Here is a 26,234-nt window from a genome sequence, read left to right as displayed (position 1 = left end):
CATTTTCTTTATAAAAGCGCGTCAGTGCCTAACGAATACTTATAACGCTACGCAAGCGGCATTCAGTTAGGAAATTCATTTTAGGCATAACCTAATATGCATAAACAGCAGTCGGTATTTTTCATCGCCTCCTGGCTTGCAGGTTTGCTCAGCGAAAGTATCTGGCGAGCGCTAGCCAGCCGCTGAAGCAGCCAGCAAGCCTTACGAGCCCGCCCAGTAAATTCTTAATTCGCATATTAGCTTATGCATAAATTGAATTTTTATGAGCATAAACGGTTTGCTACCGTGAGCGCTCGATGCCCAGCAGGGCCTTAAGCAAACCACCGGATATCTGCATGAGCGCCCAACCCAATCTGCAACGCCTGCGTCAGTTCATCAATGAACTGGCGCAATTGCTCGACAGCTCGCCCGACGAAAGCCTGGTGCTTGAGCGCGGCGCCGAGCTGCTGCATCAATTGGTTCGCCACGACGACTGGCTACCGCCCGCCTTCGCCCAGCCCGACCCGCAGCGCTATCAGCAATTTCTGCTGCACGCCGATTCGCGCCATCGCTTTTCCATCGTCAGCTTCGTGTGGGGGCCTGGCCAAAGCACGCCGGTGCACGATCACCGCGTCTGGGGCCTGATCGGCATGCTGCGTGGCGCGGAGCTGTCCCAGGGGTTTGTCCGCGATGCCGCCGGGCTGCGCCCCGAAGGGCCGGCGGTGCGCCTGCAACCTGGCCAGGTAGAAGCCGTGTCGCCACGCATCGGCGATATCCATCGGGTCAGCAACGCCTTCGACGATCGCACCTCGATCAGCATCCACGTCTATGGCGCCAACATCGGCGCGGTAAGGCGTGCCGTCTACCTCGACGACGGCAGCGAGAAGCCATTCATTTCCGGCTATTCCAACAGCCTTCTTCCCAACCTCTGGGACCTGTCCAAAGAGAACCCTGCATGAGCCAGATCGCCACCCGCTCCTTCCACGCCATCCGCCAGGCCCTGCTCGACAAGCAGGAAGTGGCGCTGATCGATGTCCGCGAAGAGGCGCCGTTCGCCGAAGCGCATCCGTTGTTCGCGGCCAATATTCCGTTATCCAAGCTGGAACTGGAGGTCTACGCGCGCATCCCGCGGCGCGATACCGCTGTAACCCTGTATGACGACGGCGAGGGCCTGGCGCGGGAAGCGCTCAAACGCCTGGTCGCCTTGGGTTACAGCCAGGTGGCGCTGCTCGACGGCGGCCTGGCGGGCTGGCGTGATGCCGGCGGCGAGCTGTTTCGCGACGTCAACGTGCCGAGCAAGGCGTTTGGTGAGCTGGTCGAGAGCGTGCGCCACACGCCGTCGCTGGCTGCCGAAGAAGTCAAAACCCTGCTCGATGCCAAGGCCGACGTGGTGGTGCTCGACGCCCGCCGCTTCGATGAATACCAGACCATGAGCATTCCTACCGGCATCAGCGTGCCGGGCGCCGAGCTGGTGCTGCGCGCCCGCGAACTGGCGCCCGATCCGGCTACCCGTATCGTGGTGAACTGCGCCGGCCGAACTCGCAGCATCATCGGCACCCAGTCGCTGGTCAACGCCGGCCTGCCCAACCCGGTGGCGGCGCTACGCAATGGCACCATCGGCTGGACCCTGGCCGGCCAGCAGCTGGAGCACGGCCAGGCGCGGCGCTTTGGCGAGGTGAGCGAGCACAATCACCAACAAGCCGCGCAGTCGGCACGCGCCGTGGCAGACAAGGCTGGAGTCGGCCGCGCCAGTCTGCAGGACCTGACACGTTGGCAGGCCGAGAACACTCGCACCACCTACCTATTTGACGTCCGCACCCCCGAGGAATACGAGGCCGGCCATCTACCGGGCGCGCGCTCTACGCCAGGCGGCCAGCTGGTGCAGGAAACCGACCACTTCGCCAGCGTGCGCGGCGCCCGCGTGGTGCTCGCCGACGATGATGGCGTGCGCGCCAACATGAGCGCCTCCTGGTTGGCGCAGCTGGGCTGGGAAGTACACGTGCTCGATGGCCTGCAGGACAGCGACTTCACCGCGCGCGGCGCCTGGCAGCCACCATTGCCGGCCCTGCCGCAACCTGCCGCTATCGATGCGCAGACGCTGGCCGCCCGGCTGGCCGAAGGTGACACCCTGGTACTGGACTTCACTGCCAGCGCCAACCATGTCGCCCGGCATATTCCCGGCGCCTGGTGGGCATTACGGTCGCAGCTACCACAAGCGCTTGAAAAACTACCGGTGGCAGAGCGCTACGTGCTTACCTGTGGCAGTAGCCTGCTGGCCCGCTTCGTGGTCAGCGAACTGGAGGAGCTGACCGGCAAGCCAGTGGCGCTGCTCGAAGGAGGCACGGCGGCTTGGGTCGCTGCCGGCCTGCCGACGGAGAGTGGCGATCAGCACCTGGCAGTACCCCGTAGCGACCGCTATCGCCGCCCTTACGAGGGCACCGATAACCCGCACGAAGCCATGCAGGGCTACCTGGATTGGGAGTTCGGCCTGGTCGAGCAACTGGGCCGCGATGGAACCCATCACTTTCAGGTGATATGAGAACCTGTTCATAATCTTTCAGCCCAGGTTCGTCGACTTTGGCAGCTAAGTGGCGCAAGCGGCCGTAGGAGCATTACCTGTGGGAGCGGGCCATGCCCGCGAAAAATCACGGGCATGGCCCGTTCCCACAATGAATCGCTGAGTGGCCGCTTCTGCCTTGTGGTTGCCGCTTCATGAAAGCTGCACCAGAGGGACTCTCGCCAAGCCCTATTGCTCTCGCCCATCACGTTATCCAATGGCCGCGGTAGAGGCCCCGCACCGCCACCCTATCCGCTCCTTTCCCGGCCACTACGCAAAAGCTGGTTGGAGACTCAGTGCTTCGCCATAACGCCCCAGCCTTGTCGGTCACATTCCCAAATCGATCCGTGCTCTGGTTCGATCCAGCGAGTTATTCTATAAGCGTATTTTTTCCAACTCTTAATATGTGAGCGCAAAGATGAAGATCGATGACATGGATGCATTCGTTGCGGTAATCCGCTGTCAATCGACCAAGCTGGCGGCCGATGCGCTGCAACTGACCCAGCCAGCCATCACCCGGCGCGTACAGAACTTCGAGGAAGACCTGGGCGCCAACCTGCTCGACCGCAACACCAAGCCGCTCAAGCCGACGCCCATGGGCCTGCGCGTCTACGAACAGTGCAAGGCGATCCTGCGCGAAATCGACTCACTGCGTGAGCTGGTCGCCAGCGATGGTTCGCCCAGCGGCTCGCTGCGCCTGGGTGTGCCCCAAACCATCAGTGATGTGGTGCTGCTCGATGCCTTGCAGCAGATTCGCGAGACCTTCCCGGAGCTGAAGACCCAGGTCATCAATGGCTGGGGCAGTAGCCTGATCACGCGCATGGAAAATGGTGAGCTGGATGCGGCCGCGGTGCTCTTCCCTGCCGGCAAGATTTTTCCCGAAGGCATCGCCAGCCGCTCCATCGGCCGCATGCCGCTACTGGTGGTGGCCGCGAAGGGCGCGATGCGCAAGCGCAGCTGCAAGCTCAAGGACTGCTACGCGCAGGGCTGGGTGCTCAACCCGGATGGTTGCGGCTTCCGCGCCGGCCTGCAACGCGCACTGTCCGAACAAGGCCTGTCGCTACAAATCAACCTGGAAACCTTTGGCACCGAATTGCAGCTGGGCTTAGTCGCCAGCGGCATGGGGCTGGGCCTGGTGCCGGCGCCCTTGCTCGAGCGCAGCGGCCATCGCGAGCAACTGGACGTGATCAGCGTTGGCGACTTCAAACCGATGATCGACCTCTGGCTGCTGCATCCGCAGTACCTGGGCAACCTTCAGGATGCCGTGAACCTGTTCAGCGATGTCGCTGCCGAGCGCCTGCGCTCGACTTAACGCAGTAGGCTGTCAGAGCGATTAACGCTTTGATAGCGCTACGCCCTCTACACGACCATGGGTGCAACAGCGCCCTTTTTTTGACCACTAATAATTCCATTAGCGCATAAAGATTAAAATTATAAATCAGCAACGCTGATAATTAGCTTAGAACCAAAAAGACTTTTACAGCGTTAAGTTATAAGAATACGGTCTCACTCAGGCCACCTCATCACCCTGGGGCGCTCAGAAACCAGACAGGCATCGCCTGCCCTCTGCGCTAGTGATGAGAGACCCATGACGCACCTCGCCGACACCCTCGCCTTTACCGCCCAATGCCAAGCCCCTGAGCGAGACGCGGCCCACTTCGCCCGCCTGTTGGCTGAAATAACCCGTACGCTGGCCGCCAGCGCCGAGCGTTTCGACCGCAGTGGCGAGTTTCCAGCGGAGAACTTCGCACTGCTGCAGCACCACGGATTGCTAGCCTTGACGGTACCGAAAAGCCTGGGCGGTAGCGGCGCCGACCTGCTGATAGCGCGGCAGGTCGTCAGTGCGGTGGCCAAGGGCGAGCCGTCTACCGCATTGATTCTAGTAATGCAGTACCTGCAGCATTTTCGCCTGCAGCAGAACCTCAACTGGCCCGAGCATCTGCGTCGCCAGGTGGGTATCGATGCGGTAGAGAACGGCGCGCTGATCAACGCCTTTCGCGTCGAACCCGAACTCGGCACGCCGGCGCGCGGCGGTCTGCCAGCGACGACTGCCCGACGTACCAGCGAAGGCTGGCGCCTGAGCGGCCGCAAGATCTATTCGACTGGCAGCCACGGCCTGACCTGGTACCTGGTGTGGGCGCGCAGCGACGATGCCGACCCACTGGTTGGCGGTTACCTGGTCCATCGCGACACCCCCGGCATTCGTATAGTCGACGACTGGGATCACCTGGGCATGCGCGCCACCTGCAGCCATGAAGTGCAGTTCGACGACGTGCTGATCCCCCTCGAGCACGCTGTCAGTGTCAGCCCCTGGAGCGCACCCAGGCCGGAACTGGACGGTGAAGGCATGTTGTGGATGTCGGTATTGCTGCCGGCCATCTACGATGGCGTCGCCCAGGCGGCGCGGGACTGGCTGGTGGGCTTTCTCGAACAACGTACGCCCTCCAACCTCGGAGCGCCGCTCTCCAGCCTGCCGCGCTTTCAGGAGATCGTCGGGCGCATCGATACCCTGCTGTTTGCCAACCGCACCCTGCTCGATTCGGCTGCCGCCGGCCAGGTCGAGGCGGCGCACGCCGGACAGATCAAGCAACTGGTGAGCAGCAACGCAATCCGTGCCGTAGAACTCGCCATCGAGGCATCCGGCAACCCGGGCCTGTCGCGCAAGAACCCGCTGGAACGGCATTTCCGTGACGTGCTGTGCAGCCGCATCCACACCCCGCAGGACGATGTGGCGCTCAGCGCCGTCGGCCGTAGCGCCTTCGCCCAGGCTCGGGAGGCCGCACGATGAGCCAGACCATCGTCAGCCAGCTAGATGCCGAGGCCAACGCCTATCTGCGCGAGCGCCTGCCGCAACAGCGTATCGTCGAAATCCCCTTTGGCCCGGAAGGCCTGGCGCAAATTCCTGCTGACGCCAGCACGCTGATCGTACGCCCCATCAACGTGCGCGGCGTCGAACTCAAGGATGCGCCAGCCGGTTGGCCGTGGTCGCTGCAGTGGGTGCAACTGGCCTCCTCCGGCATCGATTTCTACCCGAGCTGGCTGTTCGACGTAGAGCAGGTTGCCAGCGCCAAGGGTGCCAACGCCAACCATGTCGCCGAATTCGCCCTGGCGGCGATCTTCAGCGCGGCCAAGCAGCTTCCGGACATCTGGGTAAAGAACGACGATTGGCACTTCACCTACCTGCAGCCGGTCAAGGGCGCGACGCTGGGTATCCTGGGCCTAGGCTCGATTGGCCAGAGCCTGGCGCAAAAGGCGCTGGCCCTGGGCATGCGCGTCATCGCCCTAGGGCGCCCCGGTCACGCCCTCGCCGAAATTCCCGGCATCGAGGCCGCGCGTGATATCCACCATCTGTTCGCCGAAGCCGATCACCTAGTGGTGGTGACGCCACTGACCGCAGATACCCGCCACCTGCTTGACCGCGACGTGCTGGGCAGCGCCAAGCCCGGCCTGCACCTGATCAACCTGGCTCGTGGCGGCCTGCTCGATCAAAACGCCCTGCTCGAGGCCCTGGACAACGGCAGCATCGGCCGCGCCACCCTGGATGTTACCGACCCCGAACCACTACCGAACAATCACCTGTTGTACGTGCATCCGCGGGTACGTATTTCACCCCACACCAGTGCCCTGTCCACCGACGGGAAGCGCAAGTTCGTCGACGATTTCGTCGCCAACTTCCAGCGTTTCCAGACGCAAGCGCAACTGGAAAACCTCGTCGATATCGGACGCGGTTACTAGACAGATTGCCCATCGAGGCCAGGAGATTGCCATGAGTTCACTTGCCACCCTACACAGCACCCCGTCGGTCCGGGAGCGCGTCAGCCCTGAAGAATGGGAAGTACGCGTCAAGCTGGCTGCCGCCTACCAGCTGGCCGCGCTGTTTCGCTGGACGGATCATATCTACACACACTTCTCCGCCCGCGTACCGGGGCCGGACGAGCACTTTCTGATCAACGCCTTCGGCCTGCTGTTCGACGAGATCACCGCCTCGAACCTAGTGAAGGTCGACGTCGATGGCACGATCATAGACGACCCGCTGAACCTGGGCATCAACCAGGCTGGCTACGTGATCCACAGCGCCATTCACCGTGCACGCCCTGATTTGCAGGCGGTGCTGCACACCCACACCCGCGACGGCGCTGCGGTCTCCGCTCAGCGCGGCGGCCTGCTGCCGCTCTCGCAACACGCGCTGGGCTATTACAGCCGGGTGAAATACCACGACTACGAAGGGGTGGCGCTGGATCTCGACGAGCAGGAACGGCTGGTCGCGGACATGGGCGACAGCAACATCTTCATCCTGCGCAACCACGGACTGCTCACCGGCGGCATCAGCGTCGAGCATGCGTTTCGCGAGCTGCATGGGCTGGAGCGCGCCTGCAACATCCAGATCGCCGCCCAGGCCGGCGGTAACGCCGACCTACTGCACGCGCCGGCCGAAGCCATCGAGAAGGTGCGCCAGCAGTCGGCGCGCTTTTCCGACGGCAAGGGGCCGGGCATCAAGCTGCACTGGGACGCGCTGATTCGTCAGCTCGAGCGCGCCTCGGGCCATAGCTACAAACACTGAGTGGCGGGAGATCCTGATGAGCGATACCAGCACCATCACCGTAAGCCGCGCGACAGCGTCCGCCCACCGCCGGACATGGACGGCACCGGATTTCGTGCTGCGCCTGCTCAGCCCCCTGGCCATTCTGCTGCTCTGGGAAATCGCCTCGCGGACCGGGCTGATTCCCACCCGGGTGATCGCCGCGCCGAGCGAAATCAGCACCACGCTGTGGGAGCTGATCCGCAGTGGTGAGCTGCTGCGCCATCTGCTGGTCTCGCTGCAGCGCGCCGTCACTGGCTTGAGCATCGGCGTGGCCATTGGCGTCAGCGCCGCGCTGATCACCGGCCTGTCGAAACGCGGCGAGATCGCCCTCGACTCGCCCATGCAGATGCTGCGCACCATCCCGTCCCTGGCTCTGGTGCCACTGTTCATCCTGTGGTTCGGCATCGGCGAGTTCACCAAGGTGGCGCTGATCGTCATGGGCACCACCTTTCCGATCTACCTCAACCTGTTCGCCGGCATCCGCAACATCGACCCGAAACTGGTGGAGGCGGCCAACACCCTTGGCCTAAACCGTCGCGAGCTGATCTGGCACGTGATCCTGCCCGGCGCCCTGCCCTCATTCTTCGTCGGCCTGCGCTATTCCCTGGGCATTTCCTGGCTGGCGCTAGTGTTTGTCGAGCAGATCAACACCACCGCTGGCATCGGCTTCCTGGCCAGCGATGCGCGGGATTTCATGCGCACCGACGTGATCGTCATCTGCCTGCTGATCTACAGCTTGTTGGGTCTGCTCATCGACGGTTTGATCCGCACTCTGGAACGCCTGGCCCTGGCCTGGCGCCCATCGTTCATAAGGACCTGATGCATGAATGCGCACAGCAAGATCGATTTCTCGCCGGCCGTCAGCCTGCGCGGCGTGGTACGTCAGTTCGGCGACAACCGGGTGATCGATGAACTGGACCTGGACATCGCTCCAGGCGAGTTCGTCGCCCTGCTTGGCGCCAGCGGCTCCGGCAAGACCACTCTGTTGCGTTCCCTGGCCGGCCTCGACCCCATCGAGGGCGGCGAACTGACCGCCCCGCAGGCCCGCGCCGCGGTGTTCCAGGAGCCACGGCTGATGCCCTGGAAACGTGCCTGGAAGAACGTCACCCTCGGCCTGCGCGTGGCCAACCCCAAGGAGCGCGCCGTGCAGGCGCTCACAGAAGTCGGCCTGGCTCATCGCCTGGAGGCGTTTCCCGCCACTCTTTCCGGCGGTGAATCCCAGCGTGTGGCACTGGCGCGTAGCCTGGTTCGCGAACCCAAACTGCTGCTGCTCGACGAACCCTTCGCCGCCCTCGATGCGCTGACCCGCATCCGCATGCATCGGCTGATCATCGACCTGTGGCAGAAGCACACACCGGCGGTGCTGCTGGTCACCCACGATGTCGACGAAGCCATTCTGCTCGCCGACCGCATCATCGTGCTGCAGGACGGTCGCATCGCCGAAGAGCTGCGTGTCGATCTGGATCGCCCGCGTGACAACGGCCAGGCCGGTTTCAACGCCATCCGCACACGCCTGCTGGCACTGCTCGGTGTGGAAAAGGACGACCCGCAAAGCATCGGTCGTGACCACAACCCGTTTCTGGCGCAGGGCTACCCGCTCAGCGCCATCGCAATCTAGGGCAGGACGTACCTCATGAAACGCTATCTCTCACGTCTAGTCAGTCGCCTGCTCGACAACCTGCATGGGAACAGCGCCAGCGTCCTGATCGGCTGGCCGGGGCTGCCGCCGGCCCAGCGTGACGATGAACGAATGTGTCGCCGACAGTGATCGTCTAACCGGATATCCCGCCGGACAGACCTGCAACACCTTGAGCGATCTACCACCGTCTTGTCGCTCCCACCAAAGCCACGAACCGCACCTGTGAAAGCCGGCGCGTCGAGGCTTCGTACGCCCATGTACAGCAGCGCCCCCCACCGCGGACGCAGCCTTACAGGTGGCCGCCCTCAGCCTTGCATGCACCTCATTAGAAAAATCGGGACAAATAGATGAAAAAAACTTACTCCGCGCTCCACCTGCTCGCTTCCTGCGCTATCGCCGCCGCGCTGATCGGCTGCTCGCCTGCTGACGACGAAGCCGCCAGCAAAACCCTGAACATCGCCTTCTTCGGCGACAACACCACGCTGGTCAGCGTCGACCCGTTCCAGGTCTATTGGCTGGAGCACCGCGTGCTGCTGCGCAATGTCGCCGAAAGCCTGACCGATCAGGACCCGAAGAATGGCGAGATCATTCCCTGGCTGGCGAAAAGCTGGACCATCAGCGACGACGCCCTGACCTACACCTTTCAGTTGCGTGACGACGTGACATTCAGCAATGGCGAACGCTTCGACGCCAGGGCCGTGAAGACCGCCTTCGACAGTAACAAGGCGCTGGCCACCGACCAGCCAGCGACCTTTGGCGCCACCTACCTGGCAGGCTTTGATCACGCCGAAGTGGTCGACGACTTTACCGTCAAACTGATGCTGTCTCGGCCCAACGCCGGCTTTCTGCAGGCCACCTCGACCACCAATCTGGCGATTCTCGCACCAGCGTCCTACGCACTGACACCAAAGGAGCGCTCGCTCGGCAAGATCATCGGCAGCGGCCCATTCGTGCTAGAGCATTACACACCGGAGGTGGGTGCCAAGCTGGTCAAGCGCAGCGGCTACGCCTGGCCGTCAGCCAACGTCAGTAACAAGGGTGAAGCCCATCTCGATACCGTGGAGATCAGCTACATCCCCGAGGAAAGTGTGCGCAATGGCCTGTTCCTGCAGGGCGAGGCCGACATCCTGTGGCCTCGCAACCCGTTCTCGGAAGTGGACCTGAAGCTGTTTCAGTCCAAGGGCGCGACCATCCAGAGCCGGGCGCTGCCGGGGCCGTCGCTGAACCTGTTCCCCAACACCCGCAACGGCCGCGTGCTGGAAGACAAACGCGTGCGCCTGGCACTGCAGAAAGGTATCGACCGCAAGACCTACGCCAGCACCGTGTACAACGCCGAGTTTCCGGTGGTGCGCAGCATCTATGACGTGACCACGCCGTTCTTCAAGGATCAGAGTGCCAAGCTGGCGTACGACCCACAGGGCGCCGAGCAGTTGCTCGACGAGGCGGGCTGGAGCAAGGGCGTCGATGGTTACCGCAGCAAGGACGGCAAGCGCCTGAGCCTGAGCTACAACATCAATGGTGCGGAAACTGCCGGCGATGTGTTGGTGCAGGATCAACTGCGCAAGCTCGGCATCGAGCTGAAGCTCGCCGTAGTCACGCGCGCCGAATGGGTCACGGCCAACGCTCAAGGCAACTATGATCTGACCTCCACCTATATGACCCGCGCCGACCCGATCATCCTGCAGACCATCCTCGATCCGCGCACCGCCAACAGCTCGACGCTGGCCACCAACCTCTACGAGCCGCAAACCCTGGAACGGGCCAAGGCGCTGTTCGATGCTGGCATCACCGCCACCCAGGCCGAGCAGCGCGCCGAGGCCTACGGGCAGCTGCAGGACTTGCTGGTCGACGAAGCCTCCGCATTTCCAATCTACGAACGCGTCTGGCAGGCCGCCACCGCGCCGCGGGTGAAGAACTTCCGCTGGACCGCCGAAGGCTTCGCGCTGCTGGGCGATATCGAGGTGGATGAACCATGAGCCGCTACCTGATCGGCCGCGTCGGCCAGGCGCTGCTGGTGCTCTGGGGCGCCTACAGCATCACCTACTTCATCCTTTACCTGCTGCCGGGTGACACCCTGTCGATCATGCTCAGCGCCTCGGGCATGGAAGTCGATTCGCTATCGCCCGAGGACCTGGCCAGGGCACAGGCCTACTACGGCCTCGACAAGGGTATCTTCGAGCAGTACTTCAGCTTGCTGTGGAACGCCGTGCAGGGCGACTTCGGGCAATCGCTGTCGCTCAACCGCCCGGTCAACGAGCTGCTGGTGCAGCGCCTGCCACAAACCCTGTCGCTAGCCGGCCTGGCCATCGTGCTGTCGCTGATCGGCGGCATCGGCCTGGCCTACCTGACGGCCTACACCCGCTGGCGGCCGTTGAAAGTCGCACTGGCGCGCCTGCCGTCACTGGGTTTCTCGGTGCCGGTGTTCTGGATGGGCCTGCTGCTGATTCAGGTATTCGCGTTCAGCCTCGGCTGGTTTCCGGCCACCGGCAGCCGCGGCTTCGACAGCCTGATCCTGCCGGCCGTGACCCTGGCTATTCCCAGCGCCGCGGTGTACGCCCAGGTGCTGCAACGCGGCTTTCAGGGCGTGTGGCAGGAGCCCTACATCGCCACGGCGTACGCCAAGGGCCTGAGCCGTGCTCAGGTGCAGGCGCGCCATGCGTTCAAGAATGCCGCGCTGCCGATTCTCACCCTGATCGGCCTGCAGGTCGGCAACACGGTATCCGGCGCGGTGCTAGTGGAAACCATCTTCGCCCGCAACGGCGTCGGCCGCCTGGCCCAGGAAGCGGTGTTGCGCCAGGACATTCCGGTGGTGCTGGCCATCGTCGCGGTGTCCGCTGCGGCCTTCGTGCTGGTCAACCTGATCGTCGACCTGCTGTATCCCTACTTCGATCCGCGCATCGCCCACACGCCAAAGGTGTCCTGACCCATGAACGCCGACAGCCGCATTGCCTCGCTCTCCCATTCGCCCGCCAACGTGTCGCTCACCTGGCGGCGCCGCAGCCGTTTACAGCGCGCGGTCACCGCGTTACGCCCGTTGCTGCGCCGCCCCGGTTTCAGCCTGGCGGCGCTGATCGTGCTGTTCGCACTGGTTTCGGCGCTGGTGCCGCAATTGCTGACGGGTTTCGACCCCTACGCCACCTCGCCCACCGACAAGCTCACCGCACCGAACCTGGTTCACTGGTTCGGCACCGATGAGTTGGGCCGCGATCTGTATACCCGGGTGGTCTACGGCTCCAGCCTGTCGGTGCAGGCTGCGTTGCTGGCCGTCGGCATCGCCCTGGTCGGCGGGCTCGGCCTCGGTGTGCTGTCCGGGTTTGCCGGTGGACGTATCGATGCCGTGATCATGCGTTTCGTCGACGTGCTGCTGGCCCTACCCGGCCTGCTGCTGGCCCTGGCCATCGTCACTGCCATCGGCTTTGGCACCATCCCGGTGGCCATCGCCGTGGGCGTTGGCATCATTCCCGGCTTTGCCCGCACCACCCGCGCCGAAGTGCTGCGGGTGAAAACGCTGCCTTATGTGGAAGCTGCAAGACTGGGCGGCGCCAGCTGGGGCCGCACCTTGCTGCGGCACATTCTGCCCAACGCCTGGGGCCCGGTGGCGGTGCTCGCCACCCTGGATTTTGGCGCGGCGATTCTGGCCACCGCCGGCTTGTCGTTTCTTGGGTTTGGCGCCGCGCCACCCGCTGCCGAATGGGGCACACTGATCGCCAACGGCCGGCACTTTCTGATCACCGCACCCTGGGTGTCGTTGCTGCCGGGGCTGTTCGTGGTCGCAGTGGTGTTCAGCCTCAACCACATCGCCCGCACCTTCGAGGAGAACACCCGATGAGCAGCCTGTTGATCAATATTCGCAATCTGGCGGTCAGCTACCGCATCGCCGGGCAGACGAACCAGGCGGTGCGTAACGTTTCATTCAGCGTCGACCAGGGCGAGACCGTGGCCATCGTTGGCGAATCTGGCTCGGGCAAGTCGACCCTGGCCAACGCCATTCTCGGCCTGCTGCCGGAAAATGCGCAGATCACCGATGGCCAGTTGCTGGTCGATGGCACCGAGCTAAGCAGCGCCAGCGAGAAACAGAAGCTTGCCCTGCGCGGACGTACCATCGGCCTGGTACCGCAGGACCCGATGGTCAGCCTCAACTCGACGCTGCGTATTGGCCAGCAGATCGGCGAAGCGCTGATTCTTGCCCATGGCCGCCGTTATCCGGGCGTAGACGCCGATATCGTCGAGTTGCTGGAACAGGTCGGCCTCGACAAACCGGTGCTGCGCGCCCGCCAATATCCCCATGAGCTGTCCGGCGGCATGCGCCAGCGTGTACTGATTGCCATCGCGCTGGCCGGCAACCCGCGGCTGATCATTGCCGACGAGCCGACCAGCGCCCTGGACGTTACCGTGCAGCGCAAGATTCTCGACCACCTGCAGCGCCTCGTCGCCGAGCGCGGTATTTCATTGCTGATCATCACCCATGACCTGGGCGTGGCAACGGACCGCGCCGATCGTATCCTCGTGATGAAACAGGGCGAGTTGGTCGAACAGGGCCAGCCAAAGCAGATTCTGGATGCGCCGCAGCATGACTACACCCGTGCCCTGCTCGCCGCCGCACCGGCTTTTGCCAATCGGCGCAAGCCGCGCGCGACTATTAGCCACGCCGAGCAGACACCAATCCTCAGCCTGAATAATGTTGGCAAAACCTTCGAGCTGCCGAGGGTCAAGGGTGAAGACAGCCAGTTCATCGCTCTGCAGAACCTCAGCCTCAACGTTTACCCCCGCCAGACCCTAGCCATCGTCGGTGAATCCGGCTCGGGCAAGAGCACCGCCCTGCGCATAGCCCTCGGTCTGGAAAAACCCAGCCAGGGTCGCGTGCAGTTCGAGCAGCGGGACGTGACCAATCTCAGCTGGCGTGAATTCCGCCCGCTGCGCCAACGTATTCAGCTGGTGCAGCAAAACCCCTTCGCCGCCCTCGATCCGCGTTTCACGATTTTCGACAGTATCGTCGAACCGCTGGTGTCCTTTGGCCTACTCAAGGGCGAAGCGTTGGAAAAGGCCGCGCGCGAGCTGATCAGCCGCGTGCACCTGCCCGTCAGCTATCTGGATCGCCTGCCTCGCGAACTCTCCGGCGGCCAGCGCCAGCGCGTCGCTATCGCCCGTGCCCTGGCGCTGAAACCCGACCTGCTGCTCGACGAGCCGGTATCGGCGCTCGACGTTTCCGTGCAGGCGCAGATTCTCGACCTGCTCGACGAGCTGCAGCGCGAACTGGGTATTGCCTATGTGCTGGTGTCCCACGACCTGGCAGTGGTCGCCAACGTCGCCGATCAGATACTGGTGCTGCGCAACGGGCAAGTGGTCGAGCAAGGCTCTGTGGCGCAAGTGTTCGACCATCCGGCCAGCGACTACACCCGGGAGCTGATCGCGGCCATACCAGGCCATCACACGGCTGGCGTGGCGGCCTGAAGGCTCGACACTCTCTGCCCCCAGCGACTGGGGCGGGTAATACCCCTGCCCCGGTCGTGAGTAAGTCACCGAAGATTGCGAGGAATCTCCAGCCCCAGGCTCTCACGCAAGGTGCTGCCCTCGTACGCACGGCGATAAACCCCACGCTCCTGCAGGATCGGCACCACCTCCCTGGTGAAGCGCCGGAACTGCTCCGGGTGGCCGATGTAGAGGTTGAAGCCATCCAGTGCCCGCGCCTCGAACCAGCGAATCATCTCGTTGGCGACCGTCTCGGCCGACCCGACGAAGGCGTTGGGCCTCAGCTGCAAGCCGGCGGCCACCGCCTGGCGCAGCGTCCAGCCATTGGCGACGGCCTGGTCGGTGGCAGCCTTGGCGGCGGTGTAGAAACTGCTGCGGGCATGTTCGAGCGCCTCAACCGGGAACGGTGCGTCGAGGTCGTACTGGCGGAAATCGTGCCAGCCGAAGCTGCGGCCATATTCGGCCAGCGCCTGCTCGAAGCTGTGGTCGACGGCATGATAGTGCCGCTCGATCTCACGCGCCTCGGCGTCGGTGTCACCGATGTAGATCTGCGCACCTGGCAGGATGATGATGTCATCGGCATTACGCCCCAGGCGCTCGGCGCGGGCCTTGATATCACGGTAAAAGGCCTGGCCTTTCTCCACGCTCGGTGCATGGGTGAACACCACATCGGCGACGTTGGCGCCCAGGTCGCGCCCCTGGTGCGAGTCGCCCGCCTGGAAGATCACCGGTTGTCCTTGCGGCGAGCGCTGGATGTTCAGCGGGCCAACCACCGAGAAGTGCTCTCCCTTGTAATGCAGCGCATGCAGCTTGCTGCGGTCGAGGAATTGCCCGGTCTCGCGGTTGCGCACCAGCGCATCGTCCTCGTAGGAGCGCCAGAGCTTCTGCACCACTTCGACATGTTCCAGCGCACGCCCATAACGGGTGTCGTAGTCGTAATGCTCGTCGCGCCCGTAGTTGCCCGCGGTGCCGGCATCGCCACTGGTGACCACGTTCCAGCCCGCCCGCCCCTTGCTGATCAGATCCAGCGAGGCCAGCCGGCGCGCCACGTTGAAAGGCTCGTTGTAGGAGGTGGTCAGGGTACCGACCAGGCCGATGTGGCGGGTAGTCACCGCGAGGGCCGAGAGCAGCGTCAGGGGTTCCAGGCGGTTGAGGTAATGGGGCGGCGAATCCGGCGTGATGAACTGGCTGTCGACGATGAAGATCAGATCGAACAGCGCGGCCTCGGCCTGCTGCGCCAAGTCGATGAACCACTCGACACTGACGCTGGCATCGGCCGGCACTTCGGGGTCGTGCCATAGATTATGGCGTCCTGGCCCGCCCACCCCCATCGGCACCGCGCCCAGTTTTATCTGCCTCTTGCTGCTCATGGGAGAACTCTCGAACACTCTAAAGATACCCGCATTAAATACCCATTACTGATATTTCAAAACAGATTAGATAATGAAATTACATAATTAGCTTAGAACCAAAAAGACTTTCACAGCCCTTTCTTAGCTCTATAAGGTCGATTGCAGACCGACCCCTTTCCTGGCGGAGGCCGCACCCCGACCCATGCCAGGAGCGCTACGCCCATGCCTGACCCCGCCTTCATTCCCGCAGATTTCCCGTGGCGCAATCCGTGCCCACGACGACGCGGCATCGCTCACGCGCACCCTTTATTTGACCAACTTGGCCGTGCTGGCGGCCTGACCGGAGCTCACCCATGCTGATCCGTACCCTCCTCACCACTCTGCTGGGCAGCAGCCTGCTGCTCGGCGGCTACGCCAGCGCCGCGGACCTCGAGCCGCTACGTGTCGCCAATCAGAAATCGGGCATCAAGCTGCTGCTGGAGGCCGCCGGCGAACTCGACGACGTGCCGTACGAAATCGACTTCTCCGAGTTCCCGGCCGCAGCTCCCTTGGGCGAGGCGCTGAACGCTGGCGCAGTGGACATCGGCGGCCTGGGCGATGCGCCCTATGTGTTCGCCCTGGGCGCCGGCGCGCCACTCAAGGTGGTGGAAATCATCAAGCGCGATGGTCGCTACACCACTTCGATCCTGGTGCCGAAGGATTCGCCGCTAAAGACCGTGGCCGACCTCAAGGGCCAACGCATCGTCACCAACCGCGGTTCCATCGGCCACTTCCTGGTGATCCGCGCGCTGCGCGAAGCCGGTTTGAAAACCTCCGACGTAACCTTCGTCAATCTGCTGCCCACCGATGCCCGCAGTGCTCTGGAAAGCGGCGCCGCCGATGCCTGGTCGACCTGGGACCCGTACACCACCATCGCCATCACCCAGAACGGCGCACGCATCCTGCGCAGCAGTGACAACCTGCTGACCAACCATTTCTACCTGGCCGCCACGCAGACCGCCGTCGACGACAAGCGCGTGCAGCTCGAAGACTTCGTCAAACGGGTCGAACGCGCCTTCCTGTGGGCTAACGACCATCACCAGGCGTACGCAGAGGCCCAGGCGCGGGTGACCGGCCTGCCGGTCGAGGTGCATCTGGAATCGGTCAAGGCCACCGTCCATTCGCGCGCGGAAATCACCGACGAGGTCATCGCCGGTCTGCAGCAGGTTTCCGACATCTATCTCGAAGAAGGCGTGCTGGCCCGCGCCGTGGACGTCTCCCACGGCTTCGATCCGAGTTTTAACGCTGCCCGCGCCGACCAGCCGGGCAAAGCGGTTGCCCAAGTGCAACCTCAGTAAACCGGCAGGAGCATTCTCCATGAGCAAACGACAGATCAAACTGGGCGCAATGATTCACGGTGTCGGCCACGGCTGGGGCGAGTGGCGCCACCCGAACGCGCTGGCCGATGCCAGCGTCAATTTCGGCTTCTACAAACAGCAGGCCAAACTGGCCGAAGGCGCCAAGTTCGACTTCGCGTTCATCGCCGATAGCCTGCACATCCATGCCAAATCCAGCCCGCATTACCTCAACCGCTTCGAGCCGCTGACCATTCTCTCGGCGCTGGCCGCTGTGACCGAAAACATCGGCCTGGTGGCCACCGTGACGGTGAGCTATAGCGAGCCGTTCCAGGTCGCTCGTCAGTTCGCCTCGCTCGATCACATCAGCGGCGGGCGCGCTGGCTGGAACGTGGTCACCTCGTGGCTCTCCGGCACCGCCGACAACTTCGGCAAGGCCGAGCACCCGCCCCACGCCACCCGCTACCGCATCGCCCGCGAGCACGTGAACGTGGTCAAGGGCCTGTGGGACTCCTGGGAAGACGACGCCTTTACCCGCGACAAGCAGAGCGGCGAATTCTTCGACCCAAGCAAGCTGCACACCCTCGATCACCAGGGCGAATTTTTCAAGGTCAAAGGCCCGCTCAACATCCAGCGCTCGCGCCAGGGCCAGCCGCTGATCTTCCAGGCCGGCACCTCCGAGGACGGCCGCAATTTCGCTGCCCAGAATGCCGATGCGATCTTCGTCAGCCCGGAATCCTTCAGCGAGGCACGCGCCTACTACGCCGATCTCAAGCAGCGCGCTGCCAAGGCTGGCCGCAACCCGGACGAGCTGTTCATCCTGCCGGGCATTCGCCCGATCATCGGCCGCGATACCGAGGAAGTGGAGAGTCGCTACCAGCAGGCCGTCGAACTGGTCAGCATTGAGGACGCCATCGTCGCACTTGGCCGCCCATTCAACGACTACGACTTCAGCCGTCACGAACTGGATGCGCCCTTCCCTGACCTGGGCGACCTGGGCAGCAACAGCCACAAGGGCATGTCGGAACAGATCAAGCAGCGTGCCCGCGACGAGCACCTGACCCTGCGCGAAGTGGCCTTGCAGTTCTCGCGCCCGCGTCGCGATTTCGTCGGCACCCCGCAAGCGGTCGCCAACGCCCTGCAGGACTGGTTCGAGGACGGCGCCGCCGATGGTTTTATCGTCAACTCGCTGCTGCCCGACGGCCTGCAGTATTTCACCGAGCTGGTAGTGCCCTTGCTGCAGGAGCGCGGCCTACTGCGCCGTGAATACGCAGGCCAGACACTGCGCGACAACTTCGGCCTGGCCGTACCCGCCAACCGCAACACGGAGCGCCGCCTGGAAGGCCGAGTGGCCTGAGCATCGCCCGCCGCTGAGCTCGCCAGGCGGGCCGGTGGCAGCCCACTTCGATTGAAAGGAGCAACCATGAGCCTCGAATTCATCGGCCTGATCGGCCCTCAGGAAAGCAGCGAGTCCCAGGCGCCACGCGGCCCGGTGGTGGACATCGACTTCATCAAGGCCTTCGCCCAAGCCCAGGAATATGGTGGTTTCGACAAAGCCCTGCTGGCCGTCAACACCAGCGCAGCGGACTCGATGATCCTGGCCAGCTACGTGGCCGCGGTGACGGACAAGCTGGGCCTGCTGGTCGCCCACCGCCCGGGCTTTCAGGCGCCTACCTTCGCCGCCCGGCAGTTCGCCACCCTCGACCACCTGAGCCGCGGCCGCGCCTCGATCAACGTGATCACAGGCGGCGACAGCGGTGACCTGCAGCGCGACGGCGACTACCTCGACAAGGACGCTCGCTACGCCCGCACCGAGGAATACCTGGACATCTTCCGCAAGACTTGGACGAGCACCGAGCCCTTCGATCATCAGGGCGAGCACTACCGGATCGAAGACAACCTGACGCTGGTCAAGCCGGTCCAGAAACCACACGTACCTATCTACTTCTCCGGCGCATCCGACGCTGCCGTGGAGGTCGCCGCCAAACACGCCGACGTGTACATGATGTGGGGCGAACCGCTGGAACAGGTCCGTGAGCGGATCGCCAAGGTGCGCAAGGCCGCGGCCAGGTACGGCCGCGAAAAGCACATCCGCTTCAGCCTGTCGCTGCGACCGATCCTCGGCGCTACCGAGGAAGAAGCCTGGGCCCGCGCCGAGCGCACCCTGCTTGATGCACGCGAGCTGATCCATCTGCGCCAGGGCAAACGGCGCGACAAGAACTTCGGCACCAGCAACGCTGGCTCCTCGCGCCTGGTGGAACTAGCGGGCCAGCGCAAGGTGCATGACAAACGCCTATGGACCGAGATCGCCGCACTCAGCGGTGGTGCTGGCAACTCAACCTCGCTGGTCGGCACAGCGGAGCAGGTCGCCGAGGCCGCGCTGGAGTACTACAACATTGGCGTGACCACCTTCCTGTTCCGCGGCTTCGAGCAAATGCGCGACGCCGTGGAATACGGTCAGAATCTACTACCGCGCATTCGCGCATTGGTCGAGCAGCAGAACAACGCCAAGAGCATCAGCAACGCCTGACGCTCTCTATCTAGGCAACGTGTGTTGATCTTCGAAACCAATAAAAAGCCCCGGCACCTGGCCAGGGCTCTTTATTTACAAAGCCGCCATCAACGCAGCGTTGGGCCTTGGAAGCCCATCCATAAGGCCAGATGCTCTGCCACGCTGGCACCGAGCTTCTTGGTGAAGCGGTCCAGCGGGCTTTCCTGCACGGTGAAGTCGACCATTTCTTCCTGGCCGATCACCTCGCGGGCCACGTAGCTAGTGCTGCCCAGCCCGTCGATCAGACCGAGGCTCAAGGCCTGCTCGCCAGACCAGATCAGGCCGGAGAACAGCTCGGGATGCTCGGCATCCTTGAGTCGATCGCCACGCCCCTTTTTAACGCTGTCGATGAACTGCTTGTGGGTGGTTTCCAGCACCGTTTTCCAGAAACGGGTTTCCTCGTCCTTCTGCGGCTGGAACGGGTCGAGGAACGCCTTGTGCTCACCCGAGGTGTACACGCGTCGCTCGACGCCGAGCTTCTCCATGGTGTCCACGAAGCCGAAACTTGCCGCCGTGACACCGATGGAACCCACCAGGCTAGCCTTGTCGGCGTAGATCTGATCGGCGGCGCTGGCGATGTAATAAGCACCCGAAGCGCCGAGGTCGGAAATGACCGCGTACACCTTGATGTTCGGGTTCTCGCCTCGCAGGCGGCGAATCTCGTCATAGATGTAGCCAGACTGCACCGGACTGCCACCCGGGCTGTTGATGCGCAGGATGATACCCTTGGTGTTGGGATCCTTGAACGCGGCGCGCAGGCTGCCGACGATGTTGTCGGCGCTGGCCGCTTCCTTATCGGCGATCATGCCACGCACTTCGACGACGGCCGTGTGAGGCGAACTGCTACCGCCACCCTGGGTGCTGAGCAACGGCGAGAACAACGCCAGTGCACCAAACAGGTAAATAAAGGTCAGCAGCTTGAAGAAAATGCCCCAGCGGCGCGACCGGCGCTGCTCGTGAACACTGGCCAGCAACGTCTTTTCGAGAAGCTTCCAGCTCTTCGGGTCGCTCTCGGAGACCGACGACGTCTTTCTCTCACCCCACATGCTCACTCTCCTCGGTTCGGGTCTCGGCTACTCGGCTGCTCAGCCAGGTACTCAATTGCATGAAATGGTCGATCGACAACTTCGGTTGATAGGCGCTCAATGCCGACAGCGTTTGTGCACCATAGCCCACGGCTACCGAATCCATACCCGCTCGCTGTGCCATCAGCAGGTCGAACGAAGAGTCGCCGACCATCAGCGCCTGCTCAGCAGGCACACCGCAGTGCTCAAGGATCTCCTGCAACATCATCGGGTCAGGCTTGCTCGCGGTTTCATCGGCGCAACGGGTGATATCGAAATAATCCTGCCAGCCCAGCGTGTCGAGAATCCGCTGCAGGCCACGTCGGCTCTTGCCAGTGGCAACCGCCAATTGGTAACCCTGCTGGCGAAAGCTCGCCAGGCTCCGTTCCACATCAGGAAAGAACGCTGACGGAGTCTGATCCATCGCCACGTAACAGTCGCTGTAGCTGGCCTGGATGCGTTCGACGTGCGCCGCTTCGTCGAGTTCCGGATAAAGCGTGGTGATCGCCTGAGGCAGCGCCAGACCGATGATGCCCTTGACCGCTTCGTCACTACGCCGCGGTATGCCACATCGGTCTGCCGCCTGATGCATGGCGGCGACGATACGGCCGATGGAATCGACCAGCGTACCGTCCCAGTCGAAGATCAGCAGGCTGTAGTCACGCACTCAGGCGCTCCACGGTGCGTGCCCACATCTCATCGACCGGTGCCTCGAGCTTCAGCACGCCACCCTCGGGCAGCGGGATGTTCAGCTCGTAGGCATGCAGGAACAGGCGCTTGCCGCCCAGCTCGCGGATCTCGCGGGTGAAGTCGTCATCTCCGTATTTGCTGTCCCCGGCGATGCAGTGCCCGCCGTACTGGGCATGCACGCGAATCTGGTGGGTGCGGCCGGTCACCGGCTTGGCTTCGACCAGGGTGGCGAACTCGCCGAAACGGCGCAGCACTCGGAACACGGTCAATGCTTCCTTGCCCTCGGGGTTGACCTCGACCATACGCTCGCCGGAGCGCAGGTTGCTCTTGAGCAATGGCGCGTTGATCTGCTTCTTGGCGGTCGCCCAGTGGCCGCGCACCAGCGCCATGTAGCGCTTGTCGACGCCGTCGCCGCGCAGTTGCTCGTGCAGATGACGCAGCATGCTGCGCTTCTTGGCGATCATCAAAAGGCCGGAAGTGTCGCGGTCGAGGCGGTGTACCAGTTCCAGATCCTTGGCGTCCGGACGCAACTGGCGGAAGGCTTCGATCACCCCGTAATTGAGACCGCTGCCACCGTGCACGGCGATACCGGCCGGTTTGTTGAGCACGATCAGCGCCTTGTCTTCATAGACGATGGCGGCTTCGAGGCGCTGCAACAGGCCCTGGGCCAGCGGCTCGGGCTCGTCGCGCTCGGCCAGGCGCAGCGGCGGAACCCGCACGATGTCGCCAGCCTGCAGCTTGTATTCGGGCTTGATTCGGCCTTTGTTGACCCGCACCTCACCCTTGCGCAGGATGCGGTAGATCAAGGTCTTGGGCACGCCCTTGAGCTGGGTACGAAGGAAGTTGTCGATGCGCTGACCCGCGAGTTCAGGCGCAACCTCAATCAGCTGAACGCCGGAGGTAGGAGTAGTGGGTGTCGTCATGCCGCGATCATACAATTTTTATGGATTTGAAGCACTTAATCATTGCTGCTATAGTCGCGAATGCCGCCAAAAGCGGCCTGATTCGCGGATGTTGCCAAACCGCCATCGTGAATCAAGCAACCCATTCAGGACGTAAGGCCGTCCGACGGGCATCTCAGAGAGCAATTAGGCCAGCATGGCTGCTCGAGAAACTCGGAAATTAGGCCTGAGACACAAGATGCGTGACCTGCCCATTTGGACGGTCGCGGTAATGCCAACCCGCTGCGGATTTTCGTGAGCGGCACCCGATTTTCAGCGATACGTGTAGGGTGGAGATGCACAACGGTCGGCCTGCGTAGCAAACAGCTTTATACGAGACGCTTCATATCGTCCGCTACCGACCCTTGATTCCTCCTCCTGACTGAGAACCTGTTTACGGTCTCGCAAGTTAGCGCCACGCAAGACGCTACGTTACTGACAGCCTCCATATCGAGGCGGGCAAAGAAGCGAAGTTTACGGATGTAAACGAGCACTCCAAGCCGGTTTAACGCAGCAGGCCATGCTTAGCCGATCGCCAGCGAGTTCTGAGTGCTTTCTGTCACATACAGCAAGCAGGAGACGTCCGTCGCGGCCCAGCACAACTGGCTGCTGCCGCTAGACAATGAAGCGATTTACGCCCGCTTCTGACGCACCTGACACCGACCCTGAGCGTCGTGTGTGCCTAACGCGGCTTCCGGCAGCACCGGAAACCACTGGTACCACATGAAAAGAATGCTGATTAACGCAACTCAACCCGAAGAGTTGCGTGTTGCGCTGGTAGATGGCCAGCGCCTGTACGACCTGGACATCGAGTCCGGCGCCCGTGTACAGAAGAAATCCAATATCTACAAAGGTCGTATCACCCGCGTAGAACCCAGCCTCGAAGCGGCATTCGTCGACTTCGGCTCCGAGCGTCACGGCTTCCTCCCCCTCAAAGAAATTTCCCGCGAATACTTCAGCAAGGCTCCCGAAGGCCGCGTCAATATCAAGGACGTGCTCAAGGAAGGCCAGGAAGTCATCGTTCAGGTCGAGAAAGAAGAACGTGGCAACAAGGGCGCAGCCCTGACCACCTTCATCAGCCTCGCCGGTCGTTACCTGGTGCTGATGCCCAACAACCCGCGTGCCGGTGGCATCAGCCGCCGCATCGAAGGTGAAGAGCGCAACGAACTGCGCGAAGCGCTGAACGGTCTGGATATCCCCAACGACATGGGCCTGATCGTGCGCACCGCCGGCCTGGGCCGTTCCAGCGAAGAAATGCAGTGGGATCTCGACTACCTGCTGCAACTGTGGAGCGCCATCAAGGAAGCTTCCCTCGATCGCCCTGCCCCGTTCCTGATCTATCAGGAAAGCAACGTCATCATCCGCGCCATCCGCGACTACCTGCGCCAGGACATCGGCGAAGTACTGGTCGACAGCGTCGAAGCCCAGGAAGAAGCCCTGACCTTCATCCGCCAGGTGATGCCGCAGTACGCCAGCAAGATCAAGCTGTACGAAGACAGCGTGCCGCTGTTCAACCGTTTCCAGATCGAAAGCCAGATCGAAACCGCCTTCCAGCGCGAAGTGAAGCTGCCGTCCGGTGGTTCGATCTACATCGACCCGACCGAAGCCTTGGTGTCCATCGACATCAACTCGGCGCGCGCCACCAAAGGCAGCGACATCGAAGAAACCGCGCTGCAGACCAACCTGGAAGCCGCCGAAGAAATCGCCCGCCAGCTGCGCCTGCGCGACATCGGCGGCCTGATCGTCATCGACTTCATCGACATGACGCCGGCCAAGAACCAGCGCGCCGTCGAAGAGAAAGTTCGCGAAGCCCTGGAAGCCGACCGTGCCCGCGTGCAAGTCGGCCGCATCTCGCGCTTCGGCCTGCTGGAAATGTCCCGTCAGCGCCTGCGTCCGTCCCTGGGCGAAAGCAGCGGCATCGTCTGCCCGCGCTGCAACGGTCAAGGCATCATCCGTGACGTCGAGTCGCTGTCCCTGGCGATTCTGCGCCTGATCGAAGAAGAAGCCCTGAAAGACCGTACCGCTGAAGTACGTGCCCAGGTGCCAATCCCGGTCGCCGCCTTCCTGCTCAACGAGAAGCGCAACTCGATCACCAAGATCGAACTGCGTACCCGTGCGCGCATCGTCATCCTGCCGAACGATCACCTGGAAACGCCGCACTTCGAAGTGCAGCGCATCCGTGACGACAGCCCGGAAGCCCAGAGCACCCAGACCAGCTACGAAATGGCCACGGTCGAAGTCGAGGAAGAAAAACCGGCAGCCGCTACCCGCACCCTGGTTCGCCAGGAAGCCGCCATCAAGGCCGCGCCGCCGCGTAGCGCGCCAGCCCCGGTCAGTGAAGTCGCTCCAGCCGCCCCGGTTGCCGCAGCTGCTGCACCGACCGGCGGCCTGTTCAAAGGCCTGGTGAAGTCCCTGGTCGGCCTGTTCGCCAGCGCCGAAGAGCCGCAGAAACCTACCGTGGTCGAGAAGAAGCCGGGCGAGCGTCAGCCGCGTGGCGACGAGCGTCGTAACGGTCGCCAGCAGAACCGTAACCGTAGCAACCGCCGTGACGACGACCGCAAGCCCCGTGAAGAGCGCGCACCACGTGAAGACCGCGCCCCGCGCGAGGAACGTGCGCCCCGCGAGGAGCGTGCACCGCGTGAAGAGCGTCAGCCACGTGCGCCGCGTGAAGAGCGCGCACCGCGTGAAGATCGCCAGCCGCGTGAGAACGTGGAAGTCCGCGAGCCCCAGGAAGTGCGTCAGTCCCGTCCGCCGCGCGAAGGCCAGGAAAACCGTCGCGAGCGTCGCCCGCGTGAAGAGCGTCAGCCGCGTGAACTGCGTGCCCCGCTGGACGCCGAGCCGCAGAACGAAAATGCTGCCGTAGCCGTCAGTGAAGAAGCCCGCGCCGAGCGTCCGCAACGTGAACCGCGTCAGCCACGCCAGCCGCGCGAAGAGCGTCAGCCACGTGCCGAGCAGGTTCAGACCGACAGCGCTGAAGAAGAAGTGCTGAACAGCGAAGAGCAGCAAGACGACGATCAGGACGGTAACGAAGGTGGTGACCGCCCACGTCGTCGCTCCCGTGGCCAGCGTCGCCGCAGCAATCGTCGTGAGCGTCAACGTGATGCCGACGGCAACCCGATCGAAGGCAGTGACGACAACAACGAAGAGCCGGTAGCGGGTGCAAGCATCGCTGCGGCCGCCACCGTTGCCGCCGTGATCGCGGAAACCGAGCAGCCTGCCGAGCAACAGCCAGCAGCTGAAGTCAGCGCACCTGTCGCTGCTGAAGCCGCCGAGCCTGTCGCTGTCCAGCAAGCCCCGGTCGCTGTCGAAGCGGAGCAAGCTCCTGCCGACGCAGCCGCAGTAGAAGCAGCTCCAGCGGTTGTCGAGGCTCCGGCCGAAGCAGTTGCCGAGCGTGCTGATGCAGTGATCGAACCGCTCCCGGAAATCGAACGCCCACGCGCTTCCGCGCCGGCATTCGAACCCGCGCCGCAGGACGCGTTTGTAGCCGCTGAGCCAGTAAGCGAAGCAGTCGTTGTCGAAGCGGCTGCTACTGAAACGCCTGTTGCCGAAACGCCAGCTGTCGAAACGAAGAGCATCGAAGCGCCAGTCGCCGAGACCACCTTCACTGCTCCCGAAGCTGCTCCGGCAGTGCAAGAAGCAGCGGTACAAGCTCCGGTAACCGAAGAACCAGTTGCCGCAGCCGCACCGGTGGCAAGCAACGGGCGTGCGCCGAACGACCCGCGTGAAGTGCGTCGCCGCAAGCGTGAAGAAGAGCGTCTGGCTCGCGAAGCTGAAGAGGCCGCCAAGGCTGCTCCAGCTGCAGCGGTAGTCGAAGCTGCTCCGGCAGTTGAGAACGAAGCCGTTGCCGACACTCAGCCGGCCAATGCGCCAGCTGAGCAAGCCGAGGTTATCGTCACGCCGGTCGACGAAAGCGCTCAGCGCGATCAGGATGCGCCCAAGCCGCAAGCCTGATAGCTAACGCGCAAAACAAAAAGGGATGCTTAGGCATCCCTTTTTTATTGCCTGGGATTCCTGAAAACGGCGCCTATGGCTATAGCCGACCCTGGGTATCGCTCTGCTCAACCCAAGCTACGAAC

Annotated in this window: 20 protein-coding genes and 1 pseudogene; 17 read left to right on the top strand and 4 right to left on the bottom strand. The window is 63.1% G+C overall.

All coding sequences use genetic code 11. The features are described from left to right. Positions 1 to 335 precede the first annotated feature (335 nt). The 13 genes and pseudogenes from BUC40_RS08740 (at position 336) to BUC40_RS08685 (ending at position 14,208) form a co-directional block, all read left to right on the top strand. Positions 336 to 938 (top strand): cysteine dioxygenase family protein, encoded by a 603-nt coding sequence (locus tag BUC40_RS08740; protein WP_073264684.1) that lies wholly within the window; start codon positions 336 to 338, stop codon positions 936 to 938. Next, positions 935 to 2,518, top strand: a complete 1,584-nt coding sequence (locus tag BUC40_RS08735; RefSeq protein ID WP_073264682.1) for a rhodanese-related sulfurtransferase — start codon at positions 935 to 937, stop codon at positions 2,516 to 2,518. Before BUC40_RS08740 ends, BUC40_RS08735 begins: the two co-directional genes overlap by 4 nt. A 436-nt stretch (positions 2,519 to 2,954) precedes the next feature. Then, positions 2,955 to 3,848 carry a LysR family transcriptional regulator gene (locus BUC40_RS08730; protein ID WP_073264680.1) on the top strand — a complete coding sequence of 298 codons (894 nt, stop codon included), beginning with the start codon at positions 2,955 to 2,957 and terminating at the stop codon, positions 3,846 to 3,848. 276 nt (positions 3,849 to 4,124) lie between these two features. After that, complete coding sequence (locus BUC40_RS08725) at positions 4,125 to 5,324, top strand: acyl-CoA dehydrogenase family protein (RefSeq protein WP_073264678.1); 1,200 nt, start codon at positions 4,125 to 4,127, stop codon at positions 5,322 to 5,324. Further along, entirely contained in the window at positions 5,321 to 6,271 is a 951-nt protein-coding gene (locus BUC40_RS08720) for a D-isomer specific 2-hydroxyacid dehydrogenase family protein (RefSeq protein WP_073264676.1), read from the top strand. The genes BUC40_RS08725 and BUC40_RS08720 overlap by 4 nt, the downstream gene beginning before the upstream one ends. A gap of 31 nt (positions 6,272 to 6,302) precedes the next feature. Beyond that, positions 6,303 to 7,097: a class II aldolase/adducin family protein gene (locus BUC40_RS08715; RefSeq protein WP_073264674.1), complete on the top strand. Its 795-nt coding sequence runs from the start codon at positions 6,303 to 6,305 to the stop codon at positions 7,095 to 7,097. 82 nt (positions 7,098 to 7,179) lie between these two features. Beyond that, positions 7,180 to 7,938: pseudogene (locus tag BUC40_RS08710) on the top strand (ABC transporter permease subunit); the annotation flags it as partial. A 3-nt stretch (positions 7,939 to 7,941) separates the two neighbouring features. Continuing rightward, entirely contained in the window at positions 7,942 to 8,736 is a 795-nt protein-coding gene (locus BUC40_RS08705) for an ABC transporter ATP-binding protein (protein WP_073264670.1), read from the top strand. Between the two features lie 15 nt (positions 8,737 to 8,751). Further along, complete coding sequence (locus tag BUC40_RS23230; RefSeq protein WP_279627125.1) at positions 8,752 to 8,886, top strand: hypothetical protein; 135 nt, start codon at positions 8,752 to 8,754, stop codon at positions 8,884 to 8,886. Between the two features lie 218 nt (positions 8,887 to 9,104). Beyond that, positions 9,105 to 10,733: an ABC transporter substrate-binding protein gene (locus tag BUC40_RS08700; protein WP_073264668.1), complete on the top strand. Its 1,629-nt coding sequence runs from the start codon at positions 9,105 to 9,107 to the stop codon at positions 10,731 to 10,733. Next, a complete protein-coding gene (locus tag BUC40_RS08695; RefSeq protein ID WP_073264666.1) occupies positions 10,730 to 11,680 on the top strand; it encodes an ABC transporter permease in 951 nt (316 codons plus the stop codon). Before BUC40_RS08700 ends, BUC40_RS08695 begins: the two co-directional genes overlap by 4 nt. A 3-nt stretch (positions 11,681 to 11,683) precedes the next feature. Then, complete coding sequence (locus BUC40_RS08690) at positions 11,684 to 12,586, top strand: ABC transporter permease (protein WP_073264664.1); 903 nt, start codon at positions 11,684 to 11,686, stop codon at positions 12,584 to 12,586. Next, positions 12,583 to 14,208, top strand: coding sequence for a dipeptide ABC transporter ATP-binding protein (locus BUC40_RS08685; RefSeq protein WP_073264662.1), 1,626 nt, complete (start codon positions 12,583 to 12,585; stop codon positions 14,206 to 14,208). Before BUC40_RS08690 ends, BUC40_RS08685 begins: the two co-directional genes overlap by 4 nt. A 65-nt stretch (positions 14,209 to 14,273) precedes the next feature. On the opposite strand, the gene BUC40_RS08680 is transcribed toward BUC40_RS08685, so the two are convergent. Then, the gene (locus BUC40_RS08680) at positions 14,274 to 15,596 is read right to left on the bottom strand and encodes an LLM class flavin-dependent oxidoreductase (protein WP_073264660.1); all 1,323 of its coding nucleotides are present in this window, start codon (positions 15,594 to 15,596) and stop codon (positions 14,274 to 14,276) included. Positions 15,597 to 15,931: 335 nt separating this feature from the next. On the opposite strand from BUC40_RS08680, the gene BUC40_RS08675 reads away from it, so the two are divergent. From BUC40_RS08675 to BUC40_RS08665, 3 genes are all read left to right on the top strand, one after another. Then, positions 15,932 to 16,915, top strand: a complete 984-nt coding sequence (locus BUC40_RS08675) for an ABC transporter substrate-binding protein (RefSeq protein WP_073264658.1) — start codon at positions 15,932 to 15,934, stop codon at positions 16,913 to 16,915. Between the two features lie 19 nt (positions 16,916 to 16,934). Next, positions 16,935 to 18,269: an LLM class flavin-dependent oxidoreductase gene (locus tag BUC40_RS08670; RefSeq protein ID WP_073264656.1), complete on the top strand. Its 1,335-nt coding sequence runs from the start codon at positions 16,935 to 16,937 to the stop codon at positions 18,267 to 18,269. A gap of 66 nt (positions 18,270 to 18,335) precedes the next feature. Beyond that, entirely contained in the window at positions 18,336 to 19,442 is a 1,107-nt protein-coding gene (locus tag BUC40_RS08665) for an LLM class flavin-dependent oxidoreductase (RefSeq protein WP_073264654.1), read from the top strand. An 89-nt stretch (positions 19,443 to 19,531) separates the two neighbouring features. On the opposite strand, the gene sppA is transcribed toward BUC40_RS08665, so the two are convergent. The 3 genes from sppA to rluC are packed head-to-tail and all read right to left on the bottom strand — an operon-like array spanning position 19,532 to position 22,140. Next, complete coding sequence (gene sppA, locus BUC40_RS08660; RefSeq protein ID WP_073264652.1) at positions 19,532 to 20,509, bottom strand: signal peptide peptidase SppA; 978 nt, start codon at positions 20,507 to 20,509, stop codon at positions 19,532 to 19,534. Next, positions 20,499 to 21,194, bottom strand: coding sequence for an HAD-IA family hydrolase (locus tag BUC40_RS08655; protein ID WP_073264650.1), 696 nt, complete (start codon positions 21,192 to 21,194; stop codon positions 20,499 to 20,501). The genes sppA and BUC40_RS08655 overlap by 11 nt, the downstream gene beginning before the upstream one ends. Continuing rightward, positions 21,187 to 22,140, bottom strand: a complete 954-nt coding sequence (rluC, locus tag BUC40_RS08650) for a 23S rRNA pseudouridine(955/2504/2580) synthase RluC (protein ID WP_073264648.1) — start codon at positions 22,138 to 22,140, stop codon at positions 21,187 to 21,189. Before rluC ends, BUC40_RS08655 begins: the two co-directional genes overlap by 8 nt. A gap of 741 nt (positions 22,141 to 22,881) precedes the next feature. Between rluC and rne the strand changes: the two genes are divergently transcribed. After that, positions 22,882 to 26,109 carry a ribonuclease E gene (rne, locus tag BUC40_RS08645; protein ID WP_073264646.1) on the top strand — a complete coding sequence of 1,076 codons (3,228 nt, stop codon included), beginning with the start codon at positions 22,882 to 22,884 and terminating at the stop codon, positions 26,107 to 26,109. Positions 26,110 to 26,234: the final 125 nt, after the last annotated feature.

It is taken from the genome of Phytopseudomonas punonensis (assembly GCF_900142655.1).
Classification (GTDB): Bacteria; Pseudomonadota; Gammaproteobacteria; order Pseudomonadales; family Pseudomonadaceae; genus Aquipseudomonas; species Aquipseudomonas punonensis.
The sequence above is the reverse complement of the archived record's forward strand: the minus strand, read 5'-3'. Positions and strand labels throughout refer to the sequence as shown.